Source organism: Paenibacillus xylaniclasticus, from assembly GCF_004001065.1.
Classification (GTDB): domain Bacteria; phylum Bacillota; class Bacilli; order Paenibacillales; family Paenibacillaceae; genus Paenibacillus_T; species Paenibacillus_T xylaniclasticus.
Window position 1 is genome coordinate 300,447 of record NZ_BIML01000001.1, and the last position, 23,715, is coordinate 324,161.

The following is a 23,715-nucleotide window of genomic DNA, read 5'->3' on the forward strand; positions in this document are numbered from 1 at the left end:
TGATTATATTTGGCGACGCCATTTCAAATAATCTACGATAGATTTATTAAAAGACTTAAAAATGACGAACAATTCCTTAACTATAAAGGACTGAATGATCAGGAGATTGAGCAGGTCGTCAATGATCATTTAGACAGTCTGCTCGAACGCTCCATTGAGGAAATATATAAGTTTGGATTACCTGATGCGAATTTGTACGATAGAGATGATGTAAATAAATTATTTAATTTTGATCTAATTCCTCAGGAAATTAGTTTACTCTCTGAACTTATGTATCTTTGCTATTTTCAAGAAGAGAGAAATAAGTTAAAGGTATTTAGTTTAACATTTAGAGGTTCAGAACTAGATGTATTCAGCCCTGCTAATGATCGAAAAACCTTTCTTGAAATGCTGAATAAGTTAGAATCTGATGCTTTTAACTCTATTTCCAACTACCTCAGTCGTGATCGTTTAACTTGGACTCAAAAGAGTATTTATCAAAATAATATAAGTGATTCCTCATGAATATTTTTGATATTCAAAAATATAAAAAATATGTCGAAAACGGAATTTATGAAAATATTCAATTAGAGAAATATGCTGATCGTTATTCTCAGCAAGAACAACAAAGTATTTCGTATCTAGACATTCTCTTCTCTTCAACCAGAGCGGAAACAATTACTCGCAATGGAGTTAATTATAAATGCATTGTTGATTATGATCGATCATCGAAGGCTCCTACTAGATCGGGGACGATAATTACACGAGAAGTTTGGACAAAATCTACTGATTATATTAACACGGGTGATCTTCTTGAGTATTCTGCAAACGGAGATAAATTAGAACAATACCTTCTTATAAAACAGAAAGAAACTCGTGATGGTTATCATCTTGGAATTATGCAGAAATGTGTTTCATTTCTCAAATGGATAGATGATGAAGGCGTAATCCGTTCCGCCTACTTTTCATTTAAAACTGATCCAGTTACAAATTTTGGCGTTCAAGATGGTCGAATACTGACTGTTGGGAATGAACGAAGAACACTTATTCTATCAAGAGATGAACATGTTGCAAAGTTCGAGAAAGCAATGAGATTTATTATTGATAATCGTGCATGGTCAATCTCTGCAATTGATACGATTAGCGTGAATGGATTAAGCATTGTTACTCTAGATGAAACGACCATTAGTTCGAATGATAATTTAGAACTTCAAATCGCTGATTATGTTGGTCGAGTCGCTAATTATGTATTAAGAATACTGAACGAAGAACGGTTCTCGATACGTGCTGGTAGAACACTTCAGTTAGAAGTAGAAGTAAGGAATAATAACGTTATTGTATCTAAACCCCTCTCTTTCTTTTCTAGTGATGAATCAGTAGCGACAGTTGACGAAAATGGCTTGGTTACTACTCTTGCAAATGGTACGGTGGTAATCACCGCAGCGCTCGCAGATTATCCAGATGTGTATGACACCATCGAAGGCACAATCGAATTCACAACGCACGATAATTACACTGTTGAATTACTTGAATCCCCTTCTCTCTTCATTAATAAGACAAAAACATTCACCATTCAAGTTAAAAATAACGGCGTAATAGATAGCAGCAAGTTCGTGTATTGGACTTTATACAATGAAGACAAAACGAGCACTTCGTCTGATGTTGCTACGATGATAAATTCGAGTACGACACAGATTACCCTTAAAGGTCTTGATGTGGGACATGTTTGGCTCAAGATAAGTATCATTGGCGAGAATTTATCTTTCTGGGTAAAAGTCGAAGTAAAAAGTTTGATTTAGTGTTTTGGGGGTGAAAATTTGACTAAATTTGAAGAGATGAATGAATATATAAACAGTATACTAACTTGGCTAACTGATAATCAGAACTTGTGTAAATTGATTTATTATAATGACATTAATCCATTAAGAAAACCGGATTTAAATGATGAAGACCGAATTGAGTTGACTTTAGATAAGATACTTCCTCTTCCTAAAATACCAAGTGATCGTCTTGTTAATGAAAATTCTTACTTGCTAGTTTACTTGGACAATATCGAAAAAGGCGGAAACATCTATTTCAAAGATTCTCTACTCTGCTTTGATATCATCTGTAATTTAAATCTTTGGCGTATGGTGGGCAGACTCAGGCCATATGCTATCATGCATGAGTTGGATGAGATGTTTAACAACAAAAGCACATTAGGAGTTGGTAAGACTCAATTTTATAGGAGTAGAATGGTTTGGTATAGTAAGGACTTTTGCGGTTATTCGTTACAATATCGGATCTGTGATTTTAGTTGAGGTGATCAACTAAATGGATATGGATAATATTGAGTTAAGACTGTTAATTGGTGAGCCTGTACCACTAGAAGGTGTAGGCGAGATACATAGTCCTTTAGTTAAAGATATTGTACGACTTGGACAAAGCACTTACAATGAATATTTATCTTACATCCTCGTGGATAAAGATAAAATATCAGTACAGGAAGATGAAAGAGACACTTTAACTACATTCAACGTTATTCTGTCATTATGTATACATGATCCTCACTTTCATAGAATTTATTTTAATGCACTTAAATTTTTCTTCAAGGAAGAGGTATTTCTTGGCCACAACGACAAGGAGTACTTTTTTTATTTGGGGGATTACTCAGATTGTAGATACATAACCAAAGATAATATTGAGATTATGCAAGCAATTATTCGAATCGCAAATCAAGTAAAAATCAAAGATGAAAAAGAGGAACAATATAATCCAGCAAACGAAGAGGCTGCTCGAATAATTGCAGAAATGCTTGAACGTAGAAAAAAGAAACCAAAGCCGAAACCGACCACAAACCTTCACAGCATTATATCAGGGTTAGCCTGTAAATCAAATAACATTAGTTATTTTAATGTCGGTGATTTAACTATTTATCAACTTTATGATAACTTTCATCGCTTAGAAGTAATTGAGAATTACCATTATACCTTAGTTGGAATCTACTCAGGAAATGTAAATGGCAAAGAAATAAATTTTAATAAGATCCATTGGACTAAAATAATTGAACAATAAAGGAGAATGATAACATGGGTGCTCCCAATTCATGGGTTATTCGTGACGTTCCAAAAATGACATTCGTCGATGTCAGCACTAGAAAACCTCTATTCTATCTTTCAGATTTGAAAACAAGTCAACTGGAGAATACTGCCGAAACTGTCTATGCGCGTGGTGGTACTGGTAATCCGAAAATCGTCGGTTTCTCATCTAATCGTGAAGCTAAGTTAAATGTGTCAAATGCGGTTTTTGATAATGCTGCTCTTGCAATGATGACAGGTAATAATGTACTCAAGGGTGCTAAACCAATTCAACAAAGAGATGTTCTTGTTGTTAACTCAAATTCTGCAACGCTAAAATATACTCCTGCGAACACTACTGGAGCCATTGTAGCAGTATTTAAGAAAAACCCTGATGGCTCTCATGGCGAAGAAATTAATTACACATCCACTACCGTTGCAACAGGTCAATATACTAGAACTGCTAAAGTTTTGAATTTCTTTGCAGGCGATCTTCCAAATAATAGTGAAATAATTGCATATTATAACACAAACACAGATGCTACTGCTCAAACTATTACTATATCTTCTGACAAATTTGCTGGTTCTTTTGGACTTGTGTTGGATGCTGTCGTAAAATCTCCGTATGACCAAAAAGACTATTATGCACAAATCAACATTTGGGCAGCGAAGATGGAAGATAACTGGAGTATCGCAATGGCCGCTGATGGAGATCCTTCGGAGCATTCTATGCCAATTGAACTACTAAAACAGGCTGGACGAGACGATCTTTATACTATCACTCTGTATGATGGTAATTTATTGACGTAGCTCTTATTAATTTTAAATATAAGATATTATGTTTTTATGTACTGGAATGGCGGTTCTTTCAGCCGCCTTCCAGAACCTCTTAAGAGAATATTGATAAAATTAACTGTATCGCTTTTTGATGGTTTGTATCATTGCTTAATTGTGAGATTTACGGAGAAAATCGTTACCAACGAACTAATGAAAATGATGTACTAAAAGACAATCTACTATAGGAACATAGTATAAAATCCCCCAAATTGCCTCTCGTGAATCATGAGATGATATTAATTACCTTATAAATAACTTAGTAAAACTACGTTACAACTTTCATCACTTAGCAGAGCATACCACTATAAAATGATGCTCTTTTGTTGTCCTGTCGTGAGTGTCGAAAGTAAATACGAAATTCAGATTTTTACTCACTTCTTAGTTTTTCGTTTTTACGCAATATTAAATTATAGGAAGTGAACAAAATGTTTATTAAAGGTCAAGGTATTCGTAGTGACATAGGTGCTACTTCAGAAGAAAATCAAGAACTTTTACCAATATTAAACCCAAAGTGGAACAACCCTCGCGGGAAGTATTATGAGTTCGCCTTTTTAAATACTGAATCTTGCACAGTCATTGTAAACGGAAAAGACATTAATGTTCTAGCGGAAAATCAAGGATTTCAGATTGGCCGCAATGATGTCCTGATTGAGTCGGTCGTAGTTGTTGAATCAGGTATCAATTATCAATGGTCTGGTAAGTATGGAAACTAGTGAGGGAGATGATGTAAATCATGTTTGATAATAATTTACGTCCTTACGACTTCCGTGCAAGAAACAGTCTTGGAGGAGAAGATACTACAGCAAGAACGCAAATAACTGAGATTTCTAATATGAAATTATCAGATTATACATATAACTTAAATGGACTTAAAAAGATACGTAGTAAGAAGCCGTGGTCTGCAATTATAATCGGGGACAGCATTAGCGCAGGTACAGGTGCAACCAATAACTTAGGTTTTATCCCCCAGTTAAACAATGCAACAAGGACTTTACAAAACTCAGTTGCTTATGAGAATTATAATTTTTATTACAATTCAAACGTGGGAACTTGGACAAAAGAAGAAGCAGGAATATGTAAATTTCTTCTTTCCTCAAAAACAGGTAGCACTAACTTAACCCCTTTCGCAAACCCTTGGAATGTACCTCAAGTCAGTTATACTGTTCAAGTTGTTTACTCAAAACGATCTGATGGCGGTACTTTTCAAATCGGATATGGTTCTACTCCTACTATTCTAGATACTATTAGTTGTAGCGGAAGTTCACAAGATGGAATTGTTTCTGATACATACACTGTTCCGTCAGGGCAAAATATTTATATCATCCCTACTAGTGGACAAAAAGCTTATATAAATAGTCTAATTATTGTCAGAGACACTTCAAAACCTTACTATGCTATTGATAATTGGTCTGTCGGGGGAAGAAAGGCAAAAGACTATACTGCTGCCGAGTTGACAAAAATGATCACATATTTGCCAAAGGATATGCTAGTTTGGGGTCTGCTAACAAATGACTATAGTGGTGGCGATTTTGATTCATATGCTAATCGTACTGAAGTAGCATTATCTGCGGCTCAATCACAGGGGATGGATATACTAATTGTTATCCCTTGCGGACAAACTGGAACAGACAGTAATCCTCAATGGGTGTCTAAATGGAAGACGTTTTTATACGAAAAAGCTAAACAATATAATGCTGCAATCATTGATTATGACATTTATTTTGGTGGTATTACTAGAGCAAAGGCCAACGGTTTGATCGGAGACTCTGTTCATCCTACAGATGCCGGACATCTTTTGATGGCAAATGTTTTGATTAATATTTTGTTTAATTCTGAAAATCCCTATAGTCAGAACATGCACCCATGTACATCGGATACTCGATACCCAACATTTGGTGCGATTCAAGATAATCGTAATAAATACATGCCTAATCCAACTTATTTTGATTTTCCTTATTTTAAATCGTTGGACAATAACGGCAATCCTAAATATGTTCTCGCACAAGGTATCGTGAACGATGGAATTGCAGTTTCCAATTTTCCTAAATATGCTCCAAGAGGAACTATTGCATCATACGGCGTGGACATTTATGTTAATACAACAGATTGGGGCGCATCTCGCAACACGTTAGCAACTTGGCAAAAGATTTATGCTCGACCTAAAGCAGAACTAGTGACTACGCTTCCAACTCCTACAGCAGGACTAAGAGGAGTGTCCATACTGCTCGATGGCAACACTAGTGCAGATGATATTCTTTATACTTGTATCAAGAAATCTGACGGAAGTTATGTTTGGAAACAAACAACATTTGCTTAGATTCGCTAAAAAGAGAGTTTATGTCTTTAACATGACTCTCTTTTATTTTTAATCAAATAAAAGCCCTCTTTTATTACCTGAAAGTGCTACGAAAAGCCTTTAATATCAACGAATTTCAAAATCAATTTTTCGGAGTGGTTAGTCAATAACGTAACTCTGCGAAAAGTTGATTTTTTAAATCGTATTATTGTTTACTCAAGGGAGATGATTACCATTACAAATAAAAAATTATCAATTACGAGTATCGAGAAGCAACATGCTAAAACGTTCAATAAAAAACAAAAACATATTCTCAGTAACGGTGATTACATCATTATAGAAACTAAATTTAAGAAGACATCTATTATAGATTTTATCACCGATTTTTTTGAAGTTGTTCAGCAGATGATTAAAAGAAACGTAGATATGAATATAATGAAAGACATTACTTTTGTTCAACTTATGCTATATCTAAAACATTTTACAAATCTGGACAATATCCCAGTTGATTTTGAGAAGATGGTGATCATTTGCAGAAAACTTATCGATCTGAATTTGATCGATGAGATTATAAATCTATTTGATAAAAATGAACTAGATAAAGTTAATGCTATGCTTAAAGAAGCAAGCAATAATAAAGAGTATACAAAGCAAATCGAAGAATTGTTTGCGTTAGGATATCTGAATGAGTTAAGAAAGGGTTCAAATGAGAGTTCAGATAATAAAGGAGAAGTTGTTGAGGACAATGCCTGATTTTAAGGATCTGAATAGTCTATTTAAGCATTTAAATAAGAATTGCCTAGGTAGTGCTCTTAAGCGTGAGGGCGCTGAAACTGTAACAAAAGAAATGAGTGAAACAATTAAAGATGTCACTTACAACGAGTATGATCCTTCTGAGTATGTTCGTCGTATGGATGGTGGAGGCATTTCAGATGTGCGCAACTATACAGTCGAGATTATTGGCGATAACACGATATCTATTACAAACGATGCGACTGGAGCAGATGATGATTTTGGTAAACCTCTTGATGAAATCATCGTCAGCGGAACTGGGTATACTTGGAAAAATTCTGGCATCTACAAGATGCAACCATATCCGAGGGACTTCTATAGTGATACGGTCGAGAGATTGAAAAACAATGGTAAGCATGTCGAGGCCATTCGAACAGGGCTAAAACGACAAGGCGTAGATGTAAGGTGATAGAAATTAGGAAGAGAAAACTTGAGTCTAGAGTGAGAATACGACTCTATTTATTAAGCAAACACATAAAGAGTATAAAATTATATCCTAAAAATTAGAATATACCGTTAAATGAACTCTTTTTTATTTAAAGAATGTAGGGAAGTGAATTAATGCCACGTAAAACATTTCGTAAAGTTATAACCTCAGAAGAACTTACATTAAAAATAAATCCAAAAAATAAAAAAATGGTTGAGAGGTTTCTTCGTGAGAAAAACACTCGTAGCGCAGACGGAACTATTGAAGGATATAAGAGCGACCTGAACATTTTCTTCACTTGGAATCTAATAAATAACGACAATAAGTTCTTTTGTGAGATTAAAAAGATAGAATTTGCTGACTTTTTTAGCTATTGTGTCGAAGACTTAAAATGGAGCGCAAATAGGTTTGGTAGAATGCGTTCTTGTTTAAGCAGTTTCTCTAACTTTATTGAGAACTTCTTCGATGAGGAATATCCCGATTTTCGAAATGTAATATTAAAAGCTATTGCATTGATGCCAAAAAATCCAGTGCGAGAAAAGACTATACTCTCTGAACAGCAAGTAGAAGATCTGCTTGATTACCTAAAAAATAAAATTAATCGTCCACAGGAAGCATGTTTACTTGCACTTGCGATTGGTAGCGGAGCTAGAGTATCTGAATTGCTTAGATTTACAACATCAATTATCGACGAGAACAATACTGCGTTCGAGAATATGTTCCTTGAAACAACAAAAGAAATCAAAACAAAGGGTCGAACGAAGACAGGTAAGATGTTGTATAAGTACATTATTAAAGATATCTTTATGCCTTACTATCGTGAGTGGCTAGTAGAACGTGAAAAGATAATGAAAGAAAACGGTGTAGAGCATGATTCTATTTTCATTCTCCGCAACGGCCAACCAGCTACGGTTGCTGCCATTCGTGGTTGGGTTGAGAAGTGGGAGAAATTTTTAGGCATCCCATTCTATCCTCACTGTCTAAGGCATTACATAGTAACCCATCTTACACGTCTCGGTCTCTCTTCGGATTTCATTATTGAAATAATGGGATGGAGCAGCAGTGACATGTACAAGGTCTACAACGACCTTACTGCCAAGGAACGTAAGTGGAAGGATCTAGATAAACTCAAAACGCATTTGAGCAAAACGCAAAATAGTAAAACCATGGAAACACAATAAATCCCCCATTTCATCATCATATCAAATAAGGGAGAGTACTTATATGCAAGAACAAAAGTCAATTCTAACAAATAATATTATCAATAACATTCTTACATTTCTTAATCGCGTAGACGCAAAAGGTTTTAATGAGGCATATGCCTTACTCGAAATCAAGCAGGTGCTAGAACTGCTGGCAAATGATCAGCAAACAATTCAAACCTCCTCTGCTGTCGAACTTGAAAAATAACATTACCAAAACAGGCAGCATCTTTATTAGGTGCTCCCTCTTTTGGTAATGTTCGAATTGTATCAGGGACATTTGGAAAATCATTTAGGGTTGAGTATTTGCTATTTTAAAAATCAATACAACAATTTGATCGTTTACCTTCCAGAACAAATATTGTATACTAATTACAGTTAAAAGTGTATCTGGAAGGTGGGCTTTATGAAGTATCTTATCCTGTTAGTCTCTTTCCTTATAGTCTTAACAGGCTGCGGAACGGAAAATAATTCAGAATCATCGCCTTCTACGGCTGATGTTGCCTCGGTAGTTGAGAAAGCTAAGGAGTTAGACTCTGCTGGCAAGTCAGAAGAAGCTTTACAACTCATCGATGATTCAGATGTAATGATGCATGGGGAATATGCTGCATATTATCTAGACTTGCTTACTCGTGTAGAAGGAACTGGATTAATGATTACCGAGCATTCATTTAAGCAGGATGACTTATATATGTATATTGATGCCACTCTTACAAATGGAAGCAAAAAGCATGAATTCTCCTATGTTAAGGTTAAGGTCACATATTACGACAAAGATAAGAATGTTTTAAATACTGATTGGACATATGCAATAGATGGAATGCCGTTAAAGCCAGATGAATCAAGAACATTCAAACTTATGACTGACAGAGTAAGCGGAGTAAAATCGTATACGTTAGAAATACAGGATTAGTTGATTAATTCAATATTTTTTATCGAGAGTGACCTTACTAGGTCGCTCTTTTTTGTTATTTATAAAAGGAGTGACCTATGTGAATGACTTACGTATTTTAGTATCAACTGCCATCAATACTGGCAAATCAATTAAAGACATTAACAAAGCATTAAGAGAAATCTCTAAACATCCATCATTACAAAAAATTAAGATTGGTCTTGAAATTGATTCCAATCTAATTCAAACAATCAGCACTTTTAATAACCAACTAAAACAATTAAATCGAGAACGCATGTCTCAAGTTAATAATTCAAAAAAAGCTGTATCTGCTATCAATAAAGAGACTGATGCAATAAAAAAGCAAACAGAAGCACAAAAACAATTGACCGTAGAAAAAACAAAAAGAGTAATCGATCCTACGGGTCAAAAAACTCCGAAGACAACATATACGTATGGCAATAGTTTTAATAACGACAAGCAGGTAGTGACTAAATTAGATAATAATGAGGTTGTTGGTCGTATAATTAAAACAACAAATCCTGCTAAGGATCTTGCTGACTATAATCGTATGCTCGATGAAGCATATAGAATGAATGAGCAATTTAATAAAAGAGCCATTTCAATAGATCGTGCTCATTATAATGCCTTAAAGACTGAAAGAGCGCGAAGAGAAGCAGTTGATAAAGCTCATTATATGGCTCTAAAAAAGAACAGAGAAATCGATTTGACTAATCAAGCAAAGGCAATTAAGCAAGCAGAACAAATTGATCGTGCCCATTATAATGCCCTTCAAACAGAAAAAGCAAGAAAAGAAGCCTTAGATAAGCTGCATTACATGGCCTTAAAACAAAATCGTGAAAGAGATATTGCGAATCAGCAAAAATTAACTAATCTACAATTAAGAACCGAACAGCAAGTTTATGATTTAAAGAGTAGATATAGGGGTAAAATCGATTCTGCTGGGCTCGATTCTTTATTGAATCAGTTGAAACAAATTTCTCCCACATCCGCAAATGCTTTAAAAAATGCCAGTCAGATTAGAACAGAGATTACACGTATAGGTTTAGTAGCTCGCTCTAGTGCTTCTGAGGCTTATAATTTTGGCGAAATGCTCAGAACTGCGTTTGCAAAATTCCCAGTTTGGATGCTTACCGCCACTGCGTTCTATGCCCCCATTCGCGGACTGCAAGCCATGTCACAGACCATCATTCAAGTTGACAGTCAGATGACACAATTGAAGCGCGTCATGGACGAGGATACGAATTTTGAAAAAATGCTTCAATCAAGTATTCGTTTAGCGAATGAACTAGGGCAATCTATCAGTAATGTAAATGAGGCACTTATAGAATTCGCAAGACAAGGCTACAATGAAAATCAAGTTGTTTCGCTTGCACAAACAGCAACTTTAGCTCAAAACATTTCAGAACTCTCAATGTCTGAAGCAACAAGTGCAATAACCGCAGCTATGACAGTCTTCAACATCAGTGCTGAGGATAGTATAAAAATAATTGACAAGTTGAACGAGGTAGATAACAACTATTCGACCACGACGAAAGACTTGGCCATATCGCTCACAAAGGCTGGAAGTTCAGCTAAAACATTCGGCGTAAGCCTCGATGAATTGTTAGGTTATACTACAGCAATACAAAGTGCCACAAAAGAGAGTGGCGCAATCGTAGGCAACTCTCTGAAAACGATTTTTTCCAGAATTACAACTATGAGTGAGGCTGAAACTGCACTAAGGGATGTTGGTATCGCTATCACTGATATAAGCGGCAATGTTCGTGACGTTAGTGATATACTTGAAGAACTTGCTGGAAAATGGAATACATTAAGCGCGGCACAACAGCAAAATACAGGTGTCACTCTTGCGGGCAGGTATCAACTTAACAGGTTTCTCGCTCTCATGTCGAACTTCTCGACAGCCGTCTCCGCCACTGAAACTAGTTTACATAGTCAAGGATCTGCCGCCATCGAGAATGATCGATATATGCAATCTTTAGAAGCTAGAATCAATTTGATGAAGACTAGTTGGCAAAATCTATCATTAACAATGGGTAATGCCGTGATAACTGATTCATTAGTTAGTCTAATTTCTGTCATAACTGCTCTAGGCAATGTATTTTCATCTGTCGTTGATAAGATTGGATTGTTTCCTGTTGTTTTTGGTGCTGCTGGCGTAGCCCTGTATGGACTTAATTCTGCATTCAAAGCACTAACTCTTAGTATGATAAACACTGTAAGAACTATGGTAGGCTTACCCCCTGTTCTTGCTGCTTCAAGTGCTGGAATTAGAGGGCTAACTATTTCGCTCACTGGATTAAAGTTGGCGTTTAGAGGCTTACTCGCATCTACGGGAGTTGGATTAGTATTAGCAGGTCTTGGATTTGTTGCAGAAAAATTAATCAATGCATTTGGTGATGCGGCTAAATCAACAGATGATCTGGGAGATTCATTAACTAGTTTATCAGACAAAGTAGCAGAAGTGCAGCGTATTAAAGAGTTGCAAATTGAATATCAAAATTTGACAAATAAAGTTGAATTAACTGTTGAACAAAAAACAAAGTTATCGGAAATTGAATCAGAGTTACAAACAAAATATGGAATCGCTTTATCTGCTTTAGATTCCGAGGGAGTAGCATTAGCAAACAATAATAAGACAATTCAACAAAGAATTGATTTGCTTACTGATGAGATTAAATTAGAAAGAGAAAAATCACTACTAAATTATCGCAAACAAGAATCTGCAGTTGACAAAGATATTGCCAATAGGCGCAGAGAACTTGAAGAGGCGAAAAAAATATACGATGAACTTAGTAATAAGTATGCAGAATTCAGAAGTAAATCTGAAAATGGCGAAATAATATCTAATGAGAATAATTACTTCTCAAAAAACATGTCTTCGTTATTTAGTGTAGATTCAAGCAGTACGGACAAATCTTCCGTAGAAGCTATTAAAGCAATGGGAGAATCTATTGCTGAAGAAGTGAATAAAGCAAGAGAAAAGTGGCAGAACGCCAATATAAATTTACAAAAGTCAGTTAATATTGCCGAGTTAGGCTTGAAGAGCCAATTTGGTGACTATGTTGATACGATGCAAGCGCAGGGCAAACAAGTTAAAGATACGACTAAGTTACTGTTTGATGCTCTTGCTTCGACTGCCGCTCTTAATAACATTAAAATTTCTGATTCTGAATTAGAGAAGTATTTTGCGCTTTTCAATTCCTCAAATATTAAGAGTGTCGAAGACGCACAAAGAGTTTTTAATTCCTTGCCGGACGCTTTTTCGCTCTCTGGTGCTCAACTTGAAGACCTTAATAACTCTTTAATGAAGATGAATTTTGCTGTAATTTCCGGAGAGACCGAAGATTATATTGACACTACTAGCGAATTAGGAGAGGCTCTAACTGCTCTAGAAATGAGATCTGAAAAAATTTCAGATATCTTTAAAACTAACTCAGAGGATATCTCCTATCTTAATTCTACACTTGACGATCTTAAAGAAAATCAACATCTATCTGCCGATGCAACAGCAGAACTCATTCAAAAGTATCCAGAACTCGCTAAATTAGCAGTCAAAACCGCTGATGGCTGGAAAATTGAAGCGTCAGCAATCGAAGAGTTGCGTAAAGCAAAAATTCAAAAAGCTATAGATGATCTTGAGCAAGAAAAACAAAATACATTAAATACCCTAAACAACACTCTTGCTCGTATGAATTATTATGGCCTTGAAATTCAAAGTATCAATACGTTAGCTGAAGCCAAGAAAGCATTAAATGATCTTGAAGCACAGAAAGTTGAGTTGTCCACTCCTCGTAACCAAGAAGAAGCAATGCGATTTATGTCCGATCTTGCCAACAATAAAAGTATTGATGAAGCAGCAGGACAATTGAAGCAGTTCACCGATTTATTGGATCAAATTGAGAAACAGAAGCAGCTTCTTAATGATCCGTCATTAGGTAATTCTTCTTCTAAATCGAAGAGTTCTTCTAAGGGTTCATCTTCTTCAAAAGAATCAAAAGACACACCTCGTATCATCGATGCGACTCAGGCACGTATTAATGCTATCAACCAAGAGACTAAAGCACGTCACGAATTAAACGAAGCCATTGAGGAACGATCAGATGAATTATCTGGTGCTGAAAAGTATGATATTGCCATTCAAAAGCGCAGTATACTACTTAAGAGCCAAATCAAGGAGATCAATATACTTCGAGCTGCAAACAAAGAACTTGATGCGGAACGTCAGAAACTTGATAAGAATTCTAAATATAATCTCTCTTCTTTTGTTGACGCTAATGGTGAGGCGACAGAGGCTTATTATAAACTCTACAATAGTCTAAAATCAGGAAAATCTCAGGAGGCTCTTGAAGATTTATTCAACAAATATCAGCAATATACTAAGGCTATACTTGAAAATTCTAAGGTCATTGAAGAAACTGGTAAAGCTCGCCAGCAAACTTTTAAGGATTTGGCTGAAGACAGAAAGAAACTTGATGAGCAAAGACTCGAAGGAACGACCAAATATCTTGAAAAAATCAGTAGACCCATTGAAGACTACAATGATCAAATCACTGAATCACAGAAAAGACAGTCTTTATTCACCGAAGGGACATCTGAATATAATGCTCAACAAGAAAAACAGTTGGCTCTCCTTCATGAAAAAAGCGAATATATCAAAAAAGAAATTCAGTGGGCTGAGGCTCGACTCAAACAAGGTAATCTTACAGTTGCTCAAGAGGCTGCTTTAAATGAATGGCTTAAGACTAATAAAGATGCTCTATTAGACACTGCGATTGCTACAAAAGAGTTAACTGAATCAAGAGCGAATGCTTATAAGAGTTGGGCAGACAAAGTAAAATCAACAGCTCAGGATACTTTAGAAGTCCTTCAGGATTTTTATAAAGAACAAGGCGAAGAAGAGAAAAAGGCTCTTGAGAAACAACTTGAAAATTACGAGGACTTTATTAATGAACGCAAGAGACTCTTATCTCGTCAAAATGATACTGAGGATTTTAATAAGGAACGAGATAAACTTCAAAAAGAAGCAAGTGATCTTCAAGCCAAAATAAATGTATTCATGCTCGATAATTCATGGAAAGCGAAGTCTAAACGTGAAGATCTTGAGAAAGAACTTGCCGATAAATTAAACGAGATAACTGAACTTCAAATTGATCGTGATCGTAAGTTACGTGAGGACAATTTGGACGATATGCTTGAGTCTGAGCGCAAACGAATTGAAGTTGCTAAGGATGCTGTTGACCAGAAGTGGCAAACCGAACTAGAGAAAGATAAGTATTATTCTCAATTAAAGGAGTCAATCCTTCAAGGCAATGTTGAGAACATGCAATCAATACTTCTAGCATTTTCTCAAAATACTCAATCTTATATGGATGCTATTGGTAGGAGTATTGATAAAAACGTTACAGAGAAGTTATCTGCTACTCAGAAATTCTTAGACATAAAGAACCAAGTTTCTGATATTAACTTATCAACTAATCCATCGACTGGCAATGTTACTGTGCCAACTACGACCACAGATACAAATAACAACATCATATCTCCAAGCGTTCAAACTCTATGGGAAGAGTATTTGCAGAATAAGTTGATGGCTGAGACTTTAGGTAAAAAGGATAAGTCATATCAAGATCTAAAAAATCGCAATGATTTGCTTCGTGCGCTATATAAATTCAAAGACGGCTCTTATGCTGAGTTGTCTAAGTCAAAAGTTCCTATCTTTTCTGCTGAGACTGGCGGTATGACTCCAGCATGGGGTTCAGGAGGTAAGTTGGGAATCCTTCATGAGCAGGAGTTAGTATTAAATAAACAAGACACTAAAAATATTCTACAGACCGTAGACATTGTGCGTGGTCTTGTTGGAAGCATCAAAACACCAGACATAAGCAAACTTACACCTCAGACTATAACAAATTCAACGGAAGCAACGAAGATTTTCAATTTCCATGTCAATGTAAATGCAAATGATCGCAATTCTGCTGAAAGGTTCATCCAAAAAATAAGAACTCATTATAAACAAAACGGAATTTAGAAAATTGAGAGAGTCTTATCGGCTCTCTCTTTTATTTTTGAGGCAGGTGATAATCATTTCAACTATCCGTTCATCTATAGGTTTTACTTATGCTGGCGAACATTCAAGTTCATATGGACTTATAAATATCAACCTAGAAAGTGGTCTACTAGAAGAACCGTTTATGCCCTCAGTAAAAATTATTGAAGAAAAAATTCGTGGTAGAGCCGAGCCTTATCATATGGGCGTAGAATATGAGCCAATATCTTTCACTTTGAACTTTGCTTTTGATGGTGGTTTCACTTCTGATAAATTACGTGCTGTTGCTAGATGGTTGTACCGTGATTTTTATCAACCTCTAATTTTTGAACAACGCGCAGACAGGATTTATTATGCAATGGCTACTGAACAACCTAAACTAATTCACAATGGTGCTAATCAGGGGTATGTATCTGTAACATTCAGATGCAATTCTCCGTTTAGTTTTAGTCCAGTGTATGTAAATAATTTAATTGACTTTTCTAATAATACATCAGACGGAACTTACTTATCTTTTACTAATATTGGGGACTTACCAATCAAACCTTCGTTTGAAGTAGACATTGTTTCAGGAAACTATTTCAAGATTCAAAATCTATCAGACGGCGGAAAATTTATGGAGTTCTCCGGATTGTTGACAGGTGAAAGTTTGCGTATTGATGGGGATCTGAGAACTATTGACTCCAATTTGCCTCTATCTTTTCCTTATGATAAGCAATCATATAAAAGTGATTTTATTCAATTGCTACAAGGTGTAAACTATTTAAGAATATTTGGCAATGTAAGATTAAAAATAATCACTCAGTATAAATACATTGGATAGAAAGGAGGATTCTTTATTTATCAAGATATTGTTTTCACACCGTCACCTCCTGAGTTGACTTTGCTTAATCCAAATTATCAAACTATAGCACCACTAGTAGAAGCATATAATATTGAACATGAATTTAATATTGGCAACCCACAGATTTTAACATTTCAAATACCTTATATGGTCGATATACGCAATAAATACATCGAGAATCCAACCGTCAGTAAGATTAAAGAAAGATTCATCGTAAAGTTTAAGCGCAGAGAAATAATTGAATATTTTATCATCAAGACCGTTACTATTGAACATGATGATTCTGGAGATTATTTAACTATCGAATGTGTAGGCACGCCTGTGCAATTAGCCGATAAGAGAATAGATAACTATAAAACTGAATCTAAAAATGCCACTTCAATATTGAGAGATGTTCTTTCAATTAGTTCATGGGGCGTGGGTTCAATTGACGGTTCATTTGATATATTGTATCGCTCGTTCGAATTCACAGGCACACTTCTAGAAGCAGTTCAAAATATTGCTGAGACGTTCGGTGCTTTGATTGTCTATAATACGCGAAATAAAACCGTCAACTTTGTTAAGCCTGAGAATTCAGGAATTAATAGGGGGTTGGAGGTTACAAGAGAGAAGTTATTAAAGTCAATCAAGTACGAATCAGATGCATCCAAATTTTGCACTAGATTAAAGGTGACAGGCAAGGACGGCCTTACAATTAATGAAGTAACGAGCACTGGCAGTTCGTATCTTGAAAATTATGGATACTTTATTGCTCCGTTCGAAAGAGATGAATATGGAAATGTGATTTCGCACTCTGCATACATGTCAGACAATTTGGCTGCCGCCTTGCTTGACTATGCTGATTTAAAGCAATCAAAAGAGGGCGAATTCTCTAGTCTGTTATCTAGTTTGAATGCTAAACATGATGCATTATTAATTAAAGTGTCTGAGTTACAGGATTTGCGATCACAATTAAATATAATAATCGACAATTCGGATGGCAAACAGCAGAAAGGGCAAGATAATTCCGCCGAGATTGCACAAATGACAGAGAAGCAAATAGAAATCAATAATAAGCAATCTCAAATAAATACCTTGCTTAATGAGAAGTCTATTATTGAAAATCAAATAAATGATCTTGCAGAACTTCTTTCTGTGGAAAACAACTTTACTAATGAGCAGTTATTAGAATGGGACAATTATATTATTGACGGTGAATTTACTAACGAGTACGTTAGTGATCCATTAGAACTAAAGAAGCTAGCAGAAGAATATTTTAAAACCGTTCTTGAACCGCAGATTGTCGTCGAACTTGATATCATTGATTTGCTTGAAGTGTTCGAATTTCAGAACAGTTCGGATATCGATAAACTTGTAGTTGGGGATATTATAAATATTAAATATGATATTTCCGGCATTGATGTTAAAGCGAAGATAACAGGTATCAAGACTAATTTCGAATCACGTACTATGAGCATAACAATTAGTAATGTTATTAAAAAAGTAGATCCAGATGATAAGTTGGTGTTGGATATTGCTTATGCTTCTACAACTGCAAACACTTTTGTTCAACAGAAGTGGGCTTACGATAAAGCCGTCAATCAAGCTGATGAAGTATCTCAGGTCTTATCTGAAACTTGGAGCGCGTTAGATCGAGAAATTAAAGCGGCAAATAATGAAACCGTTGAAATCGGGAGACGGGGTATTATTATTACGGATTCAGAAGATCGAAATAGATTATTAATAATGCAAAATAGTGTCATAGGTATGAGTAAGGATGGCGGGAATCACTTTAGTACCGCAATATCGCCGGACGGCATAATTGCTGAGCACTTACTCGGTCAGATCATTGCTAGTAATAATCTTATAGTCACTAACTCTGCTGGCTCTGTGAGAATCGATTCTAATGGATTTAACGTTACAAATATGAATCTCACCCTCACTAGATCGGATAATAAAAGTCGCATTTTAATGTCTCCTACGGATGGCATAAGGGTACAAAAGTCAATCGATCTAGGCACTACTTGGGACGACAAGTTTTATATCGACACTAATGGAGAACTAGTTACAAAGGGCATCATCCATGCTGCTGGAGGTACATTTAGTGGCGATATAACTGCGCTAGGCACAATTACTGGCGGTACGATAAACGGCGCTAATTTTAGTTCGGGTGCGATTACTGGCGGCACAATTACTGGTTCAACTATCATGACTTCGAGTTCCACTAATCAAATAATTTTAAATTCTAATGGACTGTCGTCAATTTATAATGGCGTAAAGCGTATTTCAATTGAACAAGCGGGCAGTAGCGCATTTCAGCAAATGAGGTTCTATGATGCATTTGGGAGACTTGCTGGTGGAATATCAGGCTCCAACGGATCGGACAGCAATCCATGGGGATTGCCGCAGATTAATTTTGGTATCGCGGAAATAGGGTCATCTAACGTGTTAGCTATTGCGGCAACTCGAATTGTATTCGATCCTACTCATACTACAATGATTGATTTTCAAGGTACTCCTGTATCAAATCTCTATATACCGAGAGAAAATGTGACTGGATTAGAAAGCTATTTAAATTCAAGATTCGCTTCCATAAACACTGCTTTAGGGGATTTATGGGCGGCTCTAGCAGGGAAAGCATCTATTTACCACACTCATTCTGTCACAATACCTAACCACAACCATGGTAATTCTGCCAATTTAAACAGTGGCGGTGGTACATTTACAGTTTCATAAAAATACAAATTGGAGTCATTCAATCTTGTGATTGGATGACTCTTTTCATTTCTTTATCAAAGGAGGAGTCCTATGACACTAGAAAAAAATATCAGTCCGATACTCAATCGATTGCGTTCTGGTATGGAAGGCGATGAGTTTGTTGTATACACCAACGTTCCCGAAACAGTTGTCGATGGTCGAGTGCAGTTGAGCGAAATTCCCGACCGAGTACAAAAGGTGCAAGTAATAGACTTAGAAGCCAACACTCATTATTATGAAACTCAAAATGAATATCCTTCAGAACTTCAATATGTTGTTGATTATAACACAGGAATAATAAAATATAACAGCGCCGCCGAAGGTAAAGTTTTATCTCATTCATTTTATGGGCGTGGTATTATACTCACACCAGTAGACAGAATTTACACCAAGCATGAAAACGGTCAAGTTATCGAGACGTTAGGAGACATTATTCAAGCTGGTCAAGATGTTTTCGATAACATAGATACACTGAATACCTTATATGATGAAGTTACAAAAGTTAAAGATTCGTATAAATATGACATAGAGGATTACAGTGCATTAAAACATTATAAGGTAAATAATCAAGTTACATACAACGGTAAAACTTATATCTGCATTCAAGACACAGTTGGACATTCACCAGTAGATGAAAATTATTGGCGCATCTTTGCCTCTGGATCTGACTCAATAATTCGTTCAAAGATGTGGACTACGGTAGCCAATCAAACAGATTTTGACATTTCCGATGTTGGAAGATATGCGATGGGAACACGAAAACTTGAAGTGATGGTTGGTGGTTCGCGTCAATTTAATGGAGTGCATTTTGATGAGATATCATCGACATTATTTCGATTTAAAAGCCCTTTGCCCGCAGGATTAATAGTTTTTGCTCAATGGTTTGATGGGGACATTGGTACTGCTGCTGGACATAATGCTCAACATAAGAAAGGTGGAGGCGACGAGTTAAATGTTAATGATTTAGCTGGCGCTGATGAATATGTTAAGAAAGCGTCTCCTGTGTTAAATGGCACGGTATCAGTAGATGGATCAATTCTCGGGTTTAACACCAAAACAACGGCGGGCGATGAAGTAGTTATCGACATCATTTCTTCTCCTGTTGGCAACGGGAGTGCCACATCTTTATCAACCAAATTTAAACGTAATGCAAATGTTGAAGGATGGGAGTCTACAGATGTTATTTTGCAGCGTTCAACAGATAATACTAATCAACAATCAATTGTTTTAGAAGGTGCTGGCGGAATACAGCTAAATGCTTCCGGTGGAAATACAGGTAATAGAAAAATTAGAGTAAACGCTCCAATTGTTTTACCATACGGTGGATCGTTGCAAGCCAAAGATATAAGCGGGGTAGATCACAACTACCTTAATCATTACAACGGTAATACTGTTCAACTGGGCAGTGAGGCGTTTCCAAATATAGTTGATAAAGATGCCAATTCTTTAGTTCGTGCATTAAGTGGTGGCTTTAAAGTTCAATCGGGTAGCGTAAACGGGGGGGGCGCATCTTCTTCAGCTAAACAGATTTATGTTACTTTCCCAAGAGCGTTCGCAAGCGCGCCGATAGTCATTGTATCAATGGACGATAACAGCGGTTCGCCTTATCGCGTATGGACGGAAATAGTAACAATAACTGGATTTTACATTAATTTTTCAGGTACGACTGGGAACACATCGGCTTATTGGATTGCAGTAGGAGCATAGTAAGTTGGAGGGACTGTAGAATGAATTATTGGTTTTTATATCGTTTAGATGGTGGCGCAATTTTTGGTGCTCCTTATTTAGGGTACACGGAAGAATGGACGAACATACCCGATGGATGCGGCGTTATCGGCCCAATTGAAGAGAATGATGAAATTGCAATAGATGTGGCAAAGTATCCCGAATTCTACAATGTGGTTGATGGACAACTACAAGCCGTATCAAATATTGATGAATTGAAGGCAAATATCCCTGAATATGTACCGCCTAAATCGCCTGAACAATTAAGGATCGAACAACTTGAAGCTCAGATCGCTTCGCTTCAGAATGCAATCGACGCTCTAATTTCAGTACAATCATGATGAAAGAATTTCATTAGGAAATTGGCTTTAAAAAAGCCTTTCATACCAACGTTTTTTCGTCCTCATTTTCGAAAGAAGGTGAGGACTGTTTTAGAGAAGGGAGCAGTATATGACATATAATAAAATACAAAAAGAAGTGTTAGATTTTAATCCTGCTACAGCTGAAGAAGTCGGTCAGATTAGTCAATTATCAACCGATAATAAAACAAATATCGTTAGCGCAATTAATGAACATCAAACAAAAATCGTCACTACTTCTCATACGGTGAACTTAAAGGCTGATAAGGCATACGTAGACCAGCAAATTGCTACGATTGGCACTGCTTCACCAAAAGGCGTGTACCCTACACTCACATCTCTACAGTCTGCATTTCCGAGTGGTACAACTGGAATCTATGTCGTTACAGAAGATGGAAATTGGTACTACTGGAATAATTCTGCTTGGACGGTAGGGGGGGTCTATCAGAGTACTACCATTGCTAATAGGAGTATAAACGCACTTATGCTATCAAGAAACGCGACTCGCTCCTTTGATTACACACAGTCCCCATTTGCGTTTAACTGTGAAAGAATAATTAATACTACTTTTACTATTGGATCATTAAATAGTTCGGGAGCCGAAGCCGCTCACACTCAAAGGATTAGAAGCGATTATTTCTCTTCTGATAAGGACTTCTCAATAAAAGTGTTAGACTCTTCCTATATCTTCATTTTGTTCAAATATGATCATAATTACATATTCCAGTCTTCATCGACTCATACTACCGATACCACATTTACTAACACGCACGCTTATTATAGAGTAGTTGTCTCAAAGAGTGTACTGGAAACCGTTGCAAATATTGAAGAGTATGCAAATAGCATAGTTATAGGCGTTGGTACTAACTCTATAATAAATCAAATAAATGAAAATATAGGCGAAATCACTCGCGCCAATAAAAGACTTGATATAAATGGACTAAAAGACGCTATTACTCCAAATTATACGATTGGTTCAATGAATGCTCAAGGTGCTGAAGCAGTAAATCCGCAAAAGGTAAGAAGCGATTATTTTACTCCAAATCGTAATTTTACGGTAGAAATTCTAGATGAAGATTACAATGTTGTTTTATTTACATTCGATGAGGACAAGGAGTTTGTTTCCCAGACCTTTATTACTTCGGGCAAATTACGAGTCACGCCTCCTAATAATTATAATTATCGAGTTGTTGTAAGTAAAGATGCATTAGAGACTGTTACAAATGTTGACGCTTATGCGGATGCCATATCCATAGTTATTGATGGATATAGTAAGTCATATGAAAATAAGAAAATTCTATTACTAGGCGACAGTATCACCGCTCGAACTGATGAACGGGCATGGAATAAATATTTTGCTGAGATCATTAATCCTTCATCAGTTATTAATGTAGCAGTGCCTAGTGCTACATGGTGTGACAAAGTTGGCACTGTTTACGACGGAAATCCAGTAATGAATGGTGCAGACGATAACTTAAATAACGTAATAGGAAATCAAGTACAAAAGATCATTGTCAACGCATATCCAGCGCCAGACATCATTATCATTGCCGCAGGTACGAATGATGTCAATCAAACTGTTTCGGATAACGATATCGAGAGCCAATTCTATGGGAGTGACGGTTCAAATATGCCGTTAGATGATGTTGATCGTAAGACATTTGCTGGCGCAATCAGATATGCGGTAGAAAAACTTAGGGCGCTATATCCTAATGCACAGATATTCTTATGCACTCCGCTACAGAGGGCAAATGAGCTAACTTCTAATAATTATCCAATCATTAAAAACAAAGGCGATATAATCAAAAGAATGGGCCTTCGCTTAAGCGTTCCCGTGATAGATTCAATGGAGTGTGGAGTGTATGGACAATATGCGGTTACCGGAAGCCCTACTTTAGACCACAATGATGGGTTACATTTAAGTCCTATTGGAGCAAAAAAAGTTGGAGAATACAATGCTAGGAAGATTATTAACTGGTTTTGTTTTTGATATATGCATCTAACCGCTATCGCATTGATAGCGGTTTTTATTATTTATTTGAGGTGATCATAAATTGTGGAGAGAACGGATGTTGTAGTTAAATCTATTGTTGGCGTAGCTTCAGGAATTGTATCAATTTTTACGGGATTGTTTGGATTGGTGTTTACAATCCTTATTGGACTTATGGCTATTGATTTTGTTACAGGGATTATGGGAGCAATTATGTCAGGTGAAGGACTAAGAAGCAATAAGGGCTATAAAGGGTTGTTTAAAAAAATTTATACCATGCTCCTTATTGCAGCAGTCCTATTAGTTGAAATTGCTGTTCTTAAGACAAATGGAGTTCTTACCGACGGTGTTTCTGGTGCATTTGCTGTAATTGAATTTGTTTCGATAGTTGAAAATGGAGGGAAAATGGGTGTTCGCATCCCTGCATTTTTGCAAAAGGCTATTACTTCCTTAAAGTCAAAAGTTGGAGAAGTTGACGAATCTGAGAAAACTAAAGAAAGTAGGTGAAGA

The 23,715-nt window shown here is 36.3% G+C and carries 19 protein-coding genes; all 19 read left to right on the forward strand.

The window, feature by feature from the left end; translation table 11 throughout:
* Positions 1 to 9 precede the first annotated feature (9 nt).
* The 19 genes from PXY01_RS01600 (at position 10) to PXY01_RS01690 (ending at position 23,712) form a co-directional block, all read left to right on the forward strand.
* Positions 10 to 504 (forward strand): hypothetical protein, encoded by a 495-nt coding sequence (locus tag PXY01_RS01600; RefSeq protein ID WP_127566576.1) that lies wholly within the window; start codon positions 10 to 12, stop codon positions 502 to 504.
* Positions 501 to 1,778, forward strand: a complete 1,278-nt coding sequence (locus PXY01_RS01605) for an Ig-like domain-containing protein (protein WP_127566578.1) — start codon at positions 501 to 503, stop codon at positions 1,776 to 1,778. Before PXY01_RS01600 ends, PXY01_RS01605 begins: the two co-directional genes overlap by 4 nt.
* Before the next feature lie 18 nt (positions 1,779 to 1,796).
* Positions 1,797 to 2,279 carry a YomW family phage-derived protein gene (locus tag PXY01_RS01610; RefSeq protein WP_127566580.1) on the forward strand — a complete coding sequence of 161 codons (483 nt, stop codon included), beginning with the start codon at positions 1,797 to 1,799 and terminating at the stop codon, positions 2,277 to 2,279.
* Between the two features lie 13 nt (positions 2,280 to 2,292).
* Positions 2,293 to 3,033 (forward strand): hypothetical protein, encoded by a 741-nt coding sequence (locus tag PXY01_RS01615; RefSeq protein WP_127566582.1) that lies wholly within the window; start codon positions 2,293 to 2,295, stop codon positions 3,031 to 3,033.
* 14 nt (positions 3,034 to 3,047) lie between these two features.
* Positions 3,048 to 3,845 carry a YomU family phage tail tube protein gene (locus PXY01_RS01620; RefSeq protein WP_127566585.1) on the forward strand — a complete coding sequence of 266 codons (798 nt, stop codon included), beginning with the start codon at positions 3,048 to 3,050 and terminating at the stop codon, positions 3,843 to 3,845.
* A 452-nt stretch (positions 3,846 to 4,297) separates the two neighbouring features.
* On the forward strand, positions 4,298 to 4,585 hold the full coding sequence (locus PXY01_RS01625; protein WP_127566586.1) for a hypothetical protein: 288 nt from the start codon (positions 4,298 to 4,300) through the stop codon (positions 4,583 to 4,585).
* Between the two features lie 20 nt (positions 4,586 to 4,605).
* The gene (locus tag PXY01_RS01630) at positions 4,606 to 6,189 is read left to right on the forward strand and encodes an SGNH/GDSL hydrolase family protein (protein WP_127566588.1); all 1,584 of its coding nucleotides are present in this window, start codon (positions 4,606 to 4,608) and stop codon (positions 6,187 to 6,189) included.
* 204 nt (positions 6,190 to 6,393) lie between these two features.
* A complete protein-coding gene (locus tag PXY01_RS01635; protein ID WP_127566590.1) occupies positions 6,394 to 6,921 on the forward strand; it encodes a YomO family phage-derived protein in 528 nt (175 codons plus the stop codon).
* Positions 6,914 to 7,369 carry a YomN family phage-derived protein gene (locus PXY01_RS01640; protein WP_127566596.1) on the forward strand — a complete coding sequence of 152 codons (456 nt, stop codon included), beginning with the start codon at positions 6,914 to 6,916 and terminating at the stop codon, positions 7,367 to 7,369. Before PXY01_RS01635 ends, PXY01_RS01640 begins: the two co-directional genes overlap by 8 nt.
* 152 nt (positions 7,370 to 7,521) lie before the next feature.
* Entirely contained in the window at positions 7,522 to 8,568 is a 1,047-nt protein-coding gene (locus PXY01_RS01645) for a tyrosine-type recombinase/integrase (protein ID WP_127566598.1), read from the forward strand.
* 43 nt (positions 8,569 to 8,611) lie between these two features.
* Positions 8,612 to 8,797, forward strand: coding sequence for a hypothetical protein (locus tag PXY01_RS01650; RefSeq protein ID WP_127566600.1), 186 nt, complete (start codon positions 8,612 to 8,614; stop codon positions 8,795 to 8,797).
* A 198-nt stretch (positions 8,798 to 8,995) separates the two neighbouring features.
* Positions 8,996 to 9,502, forward strand: coding sequence for an FxLYD domain-containing protein (locus PXY01_RS01655; RefSeq protein WP_127566602.1), 507 nt, complete (start codon positions 8,996 to 8,998; stop codon positions 9,500 to 9,502).
* 79 nt (positions 9,503 to 9,581) lie between these two features.
* Positions 9,582 to 15,533: a phage tail tape measure protein gene (locus PXY01_RS01660; RefSeq protein ID WP_127566604.1), complete on the forward strand. Its 5,952-nt coding sequence runs from the start codon at positions 9,582 to 9,584 to the stop codon at positions 15,531 to 15,533.
* 4 nt (positions 15,534 to 15,537) lie between these two features.
* Positions 15,538 to 16,374 (forward strand): distal tail protein Dit, encoded by an 837-nt coding sequence (locus PXY01_RS01665; protein WP_127566606.1) that lies wholly within the window; start codon positions 15,538 to 15,540, stop codon positions 16,372 to 16,374.
* A gap of 60 nt (positions 16,375 to 16,434) precedes the next feature.
* Positions 16,435 to 19,110, forward strand: coding sequence for a phage tail spike protein (locus PXY01_RS01670; protein ID WP_127566608.1), 2,676 nt, complete (start codon positions 16,435 to 16,437; stop codon positions 19,108 to 19,110).
* A 72-nt stretch (positions 19,111 to 19,182) separates the two neighbouring features.
* Entirely contained in the window at positions 19,183 to 20,838 is a 1,656-nt protein-coding gene (locus PXY01_RS01675; RefSeq protein ID WP_127566610.1) for a gp53-like domain-containing protein, read from the forward strand.
* A 20-nt stretch (positions 20,839 to 20,858) separates the two neighbouring features.
* Positions 20,859 to 21,197 carry a hypothetical protein gene (locus tag PXY01_RS01680; RefSeq protein ID WP_127566612.1) on the forward strand — a complete coding sequence of 113 codons (339 nt, stop codon included), beginning with the start codon at positions 20,859 to 20,861 and terminating at the stop codon, positions 21,195 to 21,197.
* A 109-nt stretch (positions 21,198 to 21,306) separates the two neighbouring features.
* Positions 21,307 to 23,205 carry an SGNH/GDSL hydrolase family protein gene (locus PXY01_RS01685; protein WP_127566614.1) on the forward strand — a complete coding sequence of 633 codons (1,899 nt, stop codon included), beginning with the start codon at positions 21,307 to 21,309 and terminating at the stop codon, positions 23,203 to 23,205.
* Between the two features lie 66 nt (positions 23,206 to 23,271).
* The gene (locus tag PXY01_RS01690) at positions 23,272 to 23,712 is read left to right on the forward strand and encodes a phage holin family protein (RefSeq protein ID WP_164744275.1); all 441 of its coding nucleotides are present in this window, start codon (positions 23,272 to 23,274) and stop codon (positions 23,710 to 23,712) included.
* The last annotated feature ends 3 nt before the right edge of the window (positions 23,713 to 23,715 follow it).

Bases quoted from the DNA above. Each gene is read 5' to 3' on its own strand.
- PXY01_RS01605 (WP_127566578.1), top strand. From the start codon at position 501: ATGAATATTTTTGATATTCAAAAATATAAAAAATATGTCGAAAACGGA.
- PXY01_RS01615 (WP_127566582.1), top strand. From the start codon at position 2,293: ATGGATATGGATAATATTGAGTTAAGACTGTTAATTGGTGAGCCTGTA.
- PXY01_RS01620 (WP_127566585.1), top strand. From the start codon at position 3,048: ATGGGTGCTCCCAATTCATGGGTTATTCGTGACGTTCCAAAAATGACA.
- PXY01_RS01625 (WP_127566586.1), top strand. From the start codon at position 4,298: ATGTTTATTAAAGGTCAAGGTATTCGTAGTGACATAGGTGCTACTTCA.
- PXY01_RS01630 (WP_127566588.1), top strand. From the start codon at position 4,606: ATGTTTGATAATAATTTACGTCCTTACGACTTCCGTGCAAGAAACAGT.
- PXY01_RS01635 (WP_127566590.1), top strand. From the start codon at position 6,394: ATGATTACCATTACAAATAAAAAATTATCAATTACGAGTATCGAGAAG.
- PXY01_RS01640 (WP_127566596.1), top strand. From the start codon at position 6,914: ATGCCTGATTTTAAGGATCTGAATAGTCTATTTAAGCATTTAAATAAG.
- PXY01_RS01645 (WP_127566598.1), top strand. From the start codon at position 7,522: ATGCCACGTAAAACATTTCGTAAAGTTATAACCTCAGAAGAACTTACA.
- PXY01_RS01650 (WP_127566600.1), top strand. From the start codon at position 8,612: ATGCAAGAACAAAAGTCAATTCTAACAAATAATATTATCAATAACATT.
- PXY01_RS01655 (WP_127566602.1), top strand. From the start codon at position 8,996: ATGAAGTATCTTATCCTGTTAGTCTCTTTCCTTATAGTCTTAACAGGC.
- PXY01_RS01675 (WP_127566610.1), top strand. From the start codon at position 19,183: ATGACACTAGAAAAAAATATCAGTCCGATACTCAATCGATTGCGTTCT.
- PXY01_RS01680 (WP_127566612.1), top strand. From the start codon at position 20,859: ATGAATTATTGGTTTTTATATCGTTTAGATGGTGGCGCAATTTTTGGT.
- PXY01_RS01685 (WP_127566614.1), top strand. From the start codon at position 21,307: ATGACATATAATAAAATACAAAAAGAAGTGTTAGATTTTAATCCTGCT.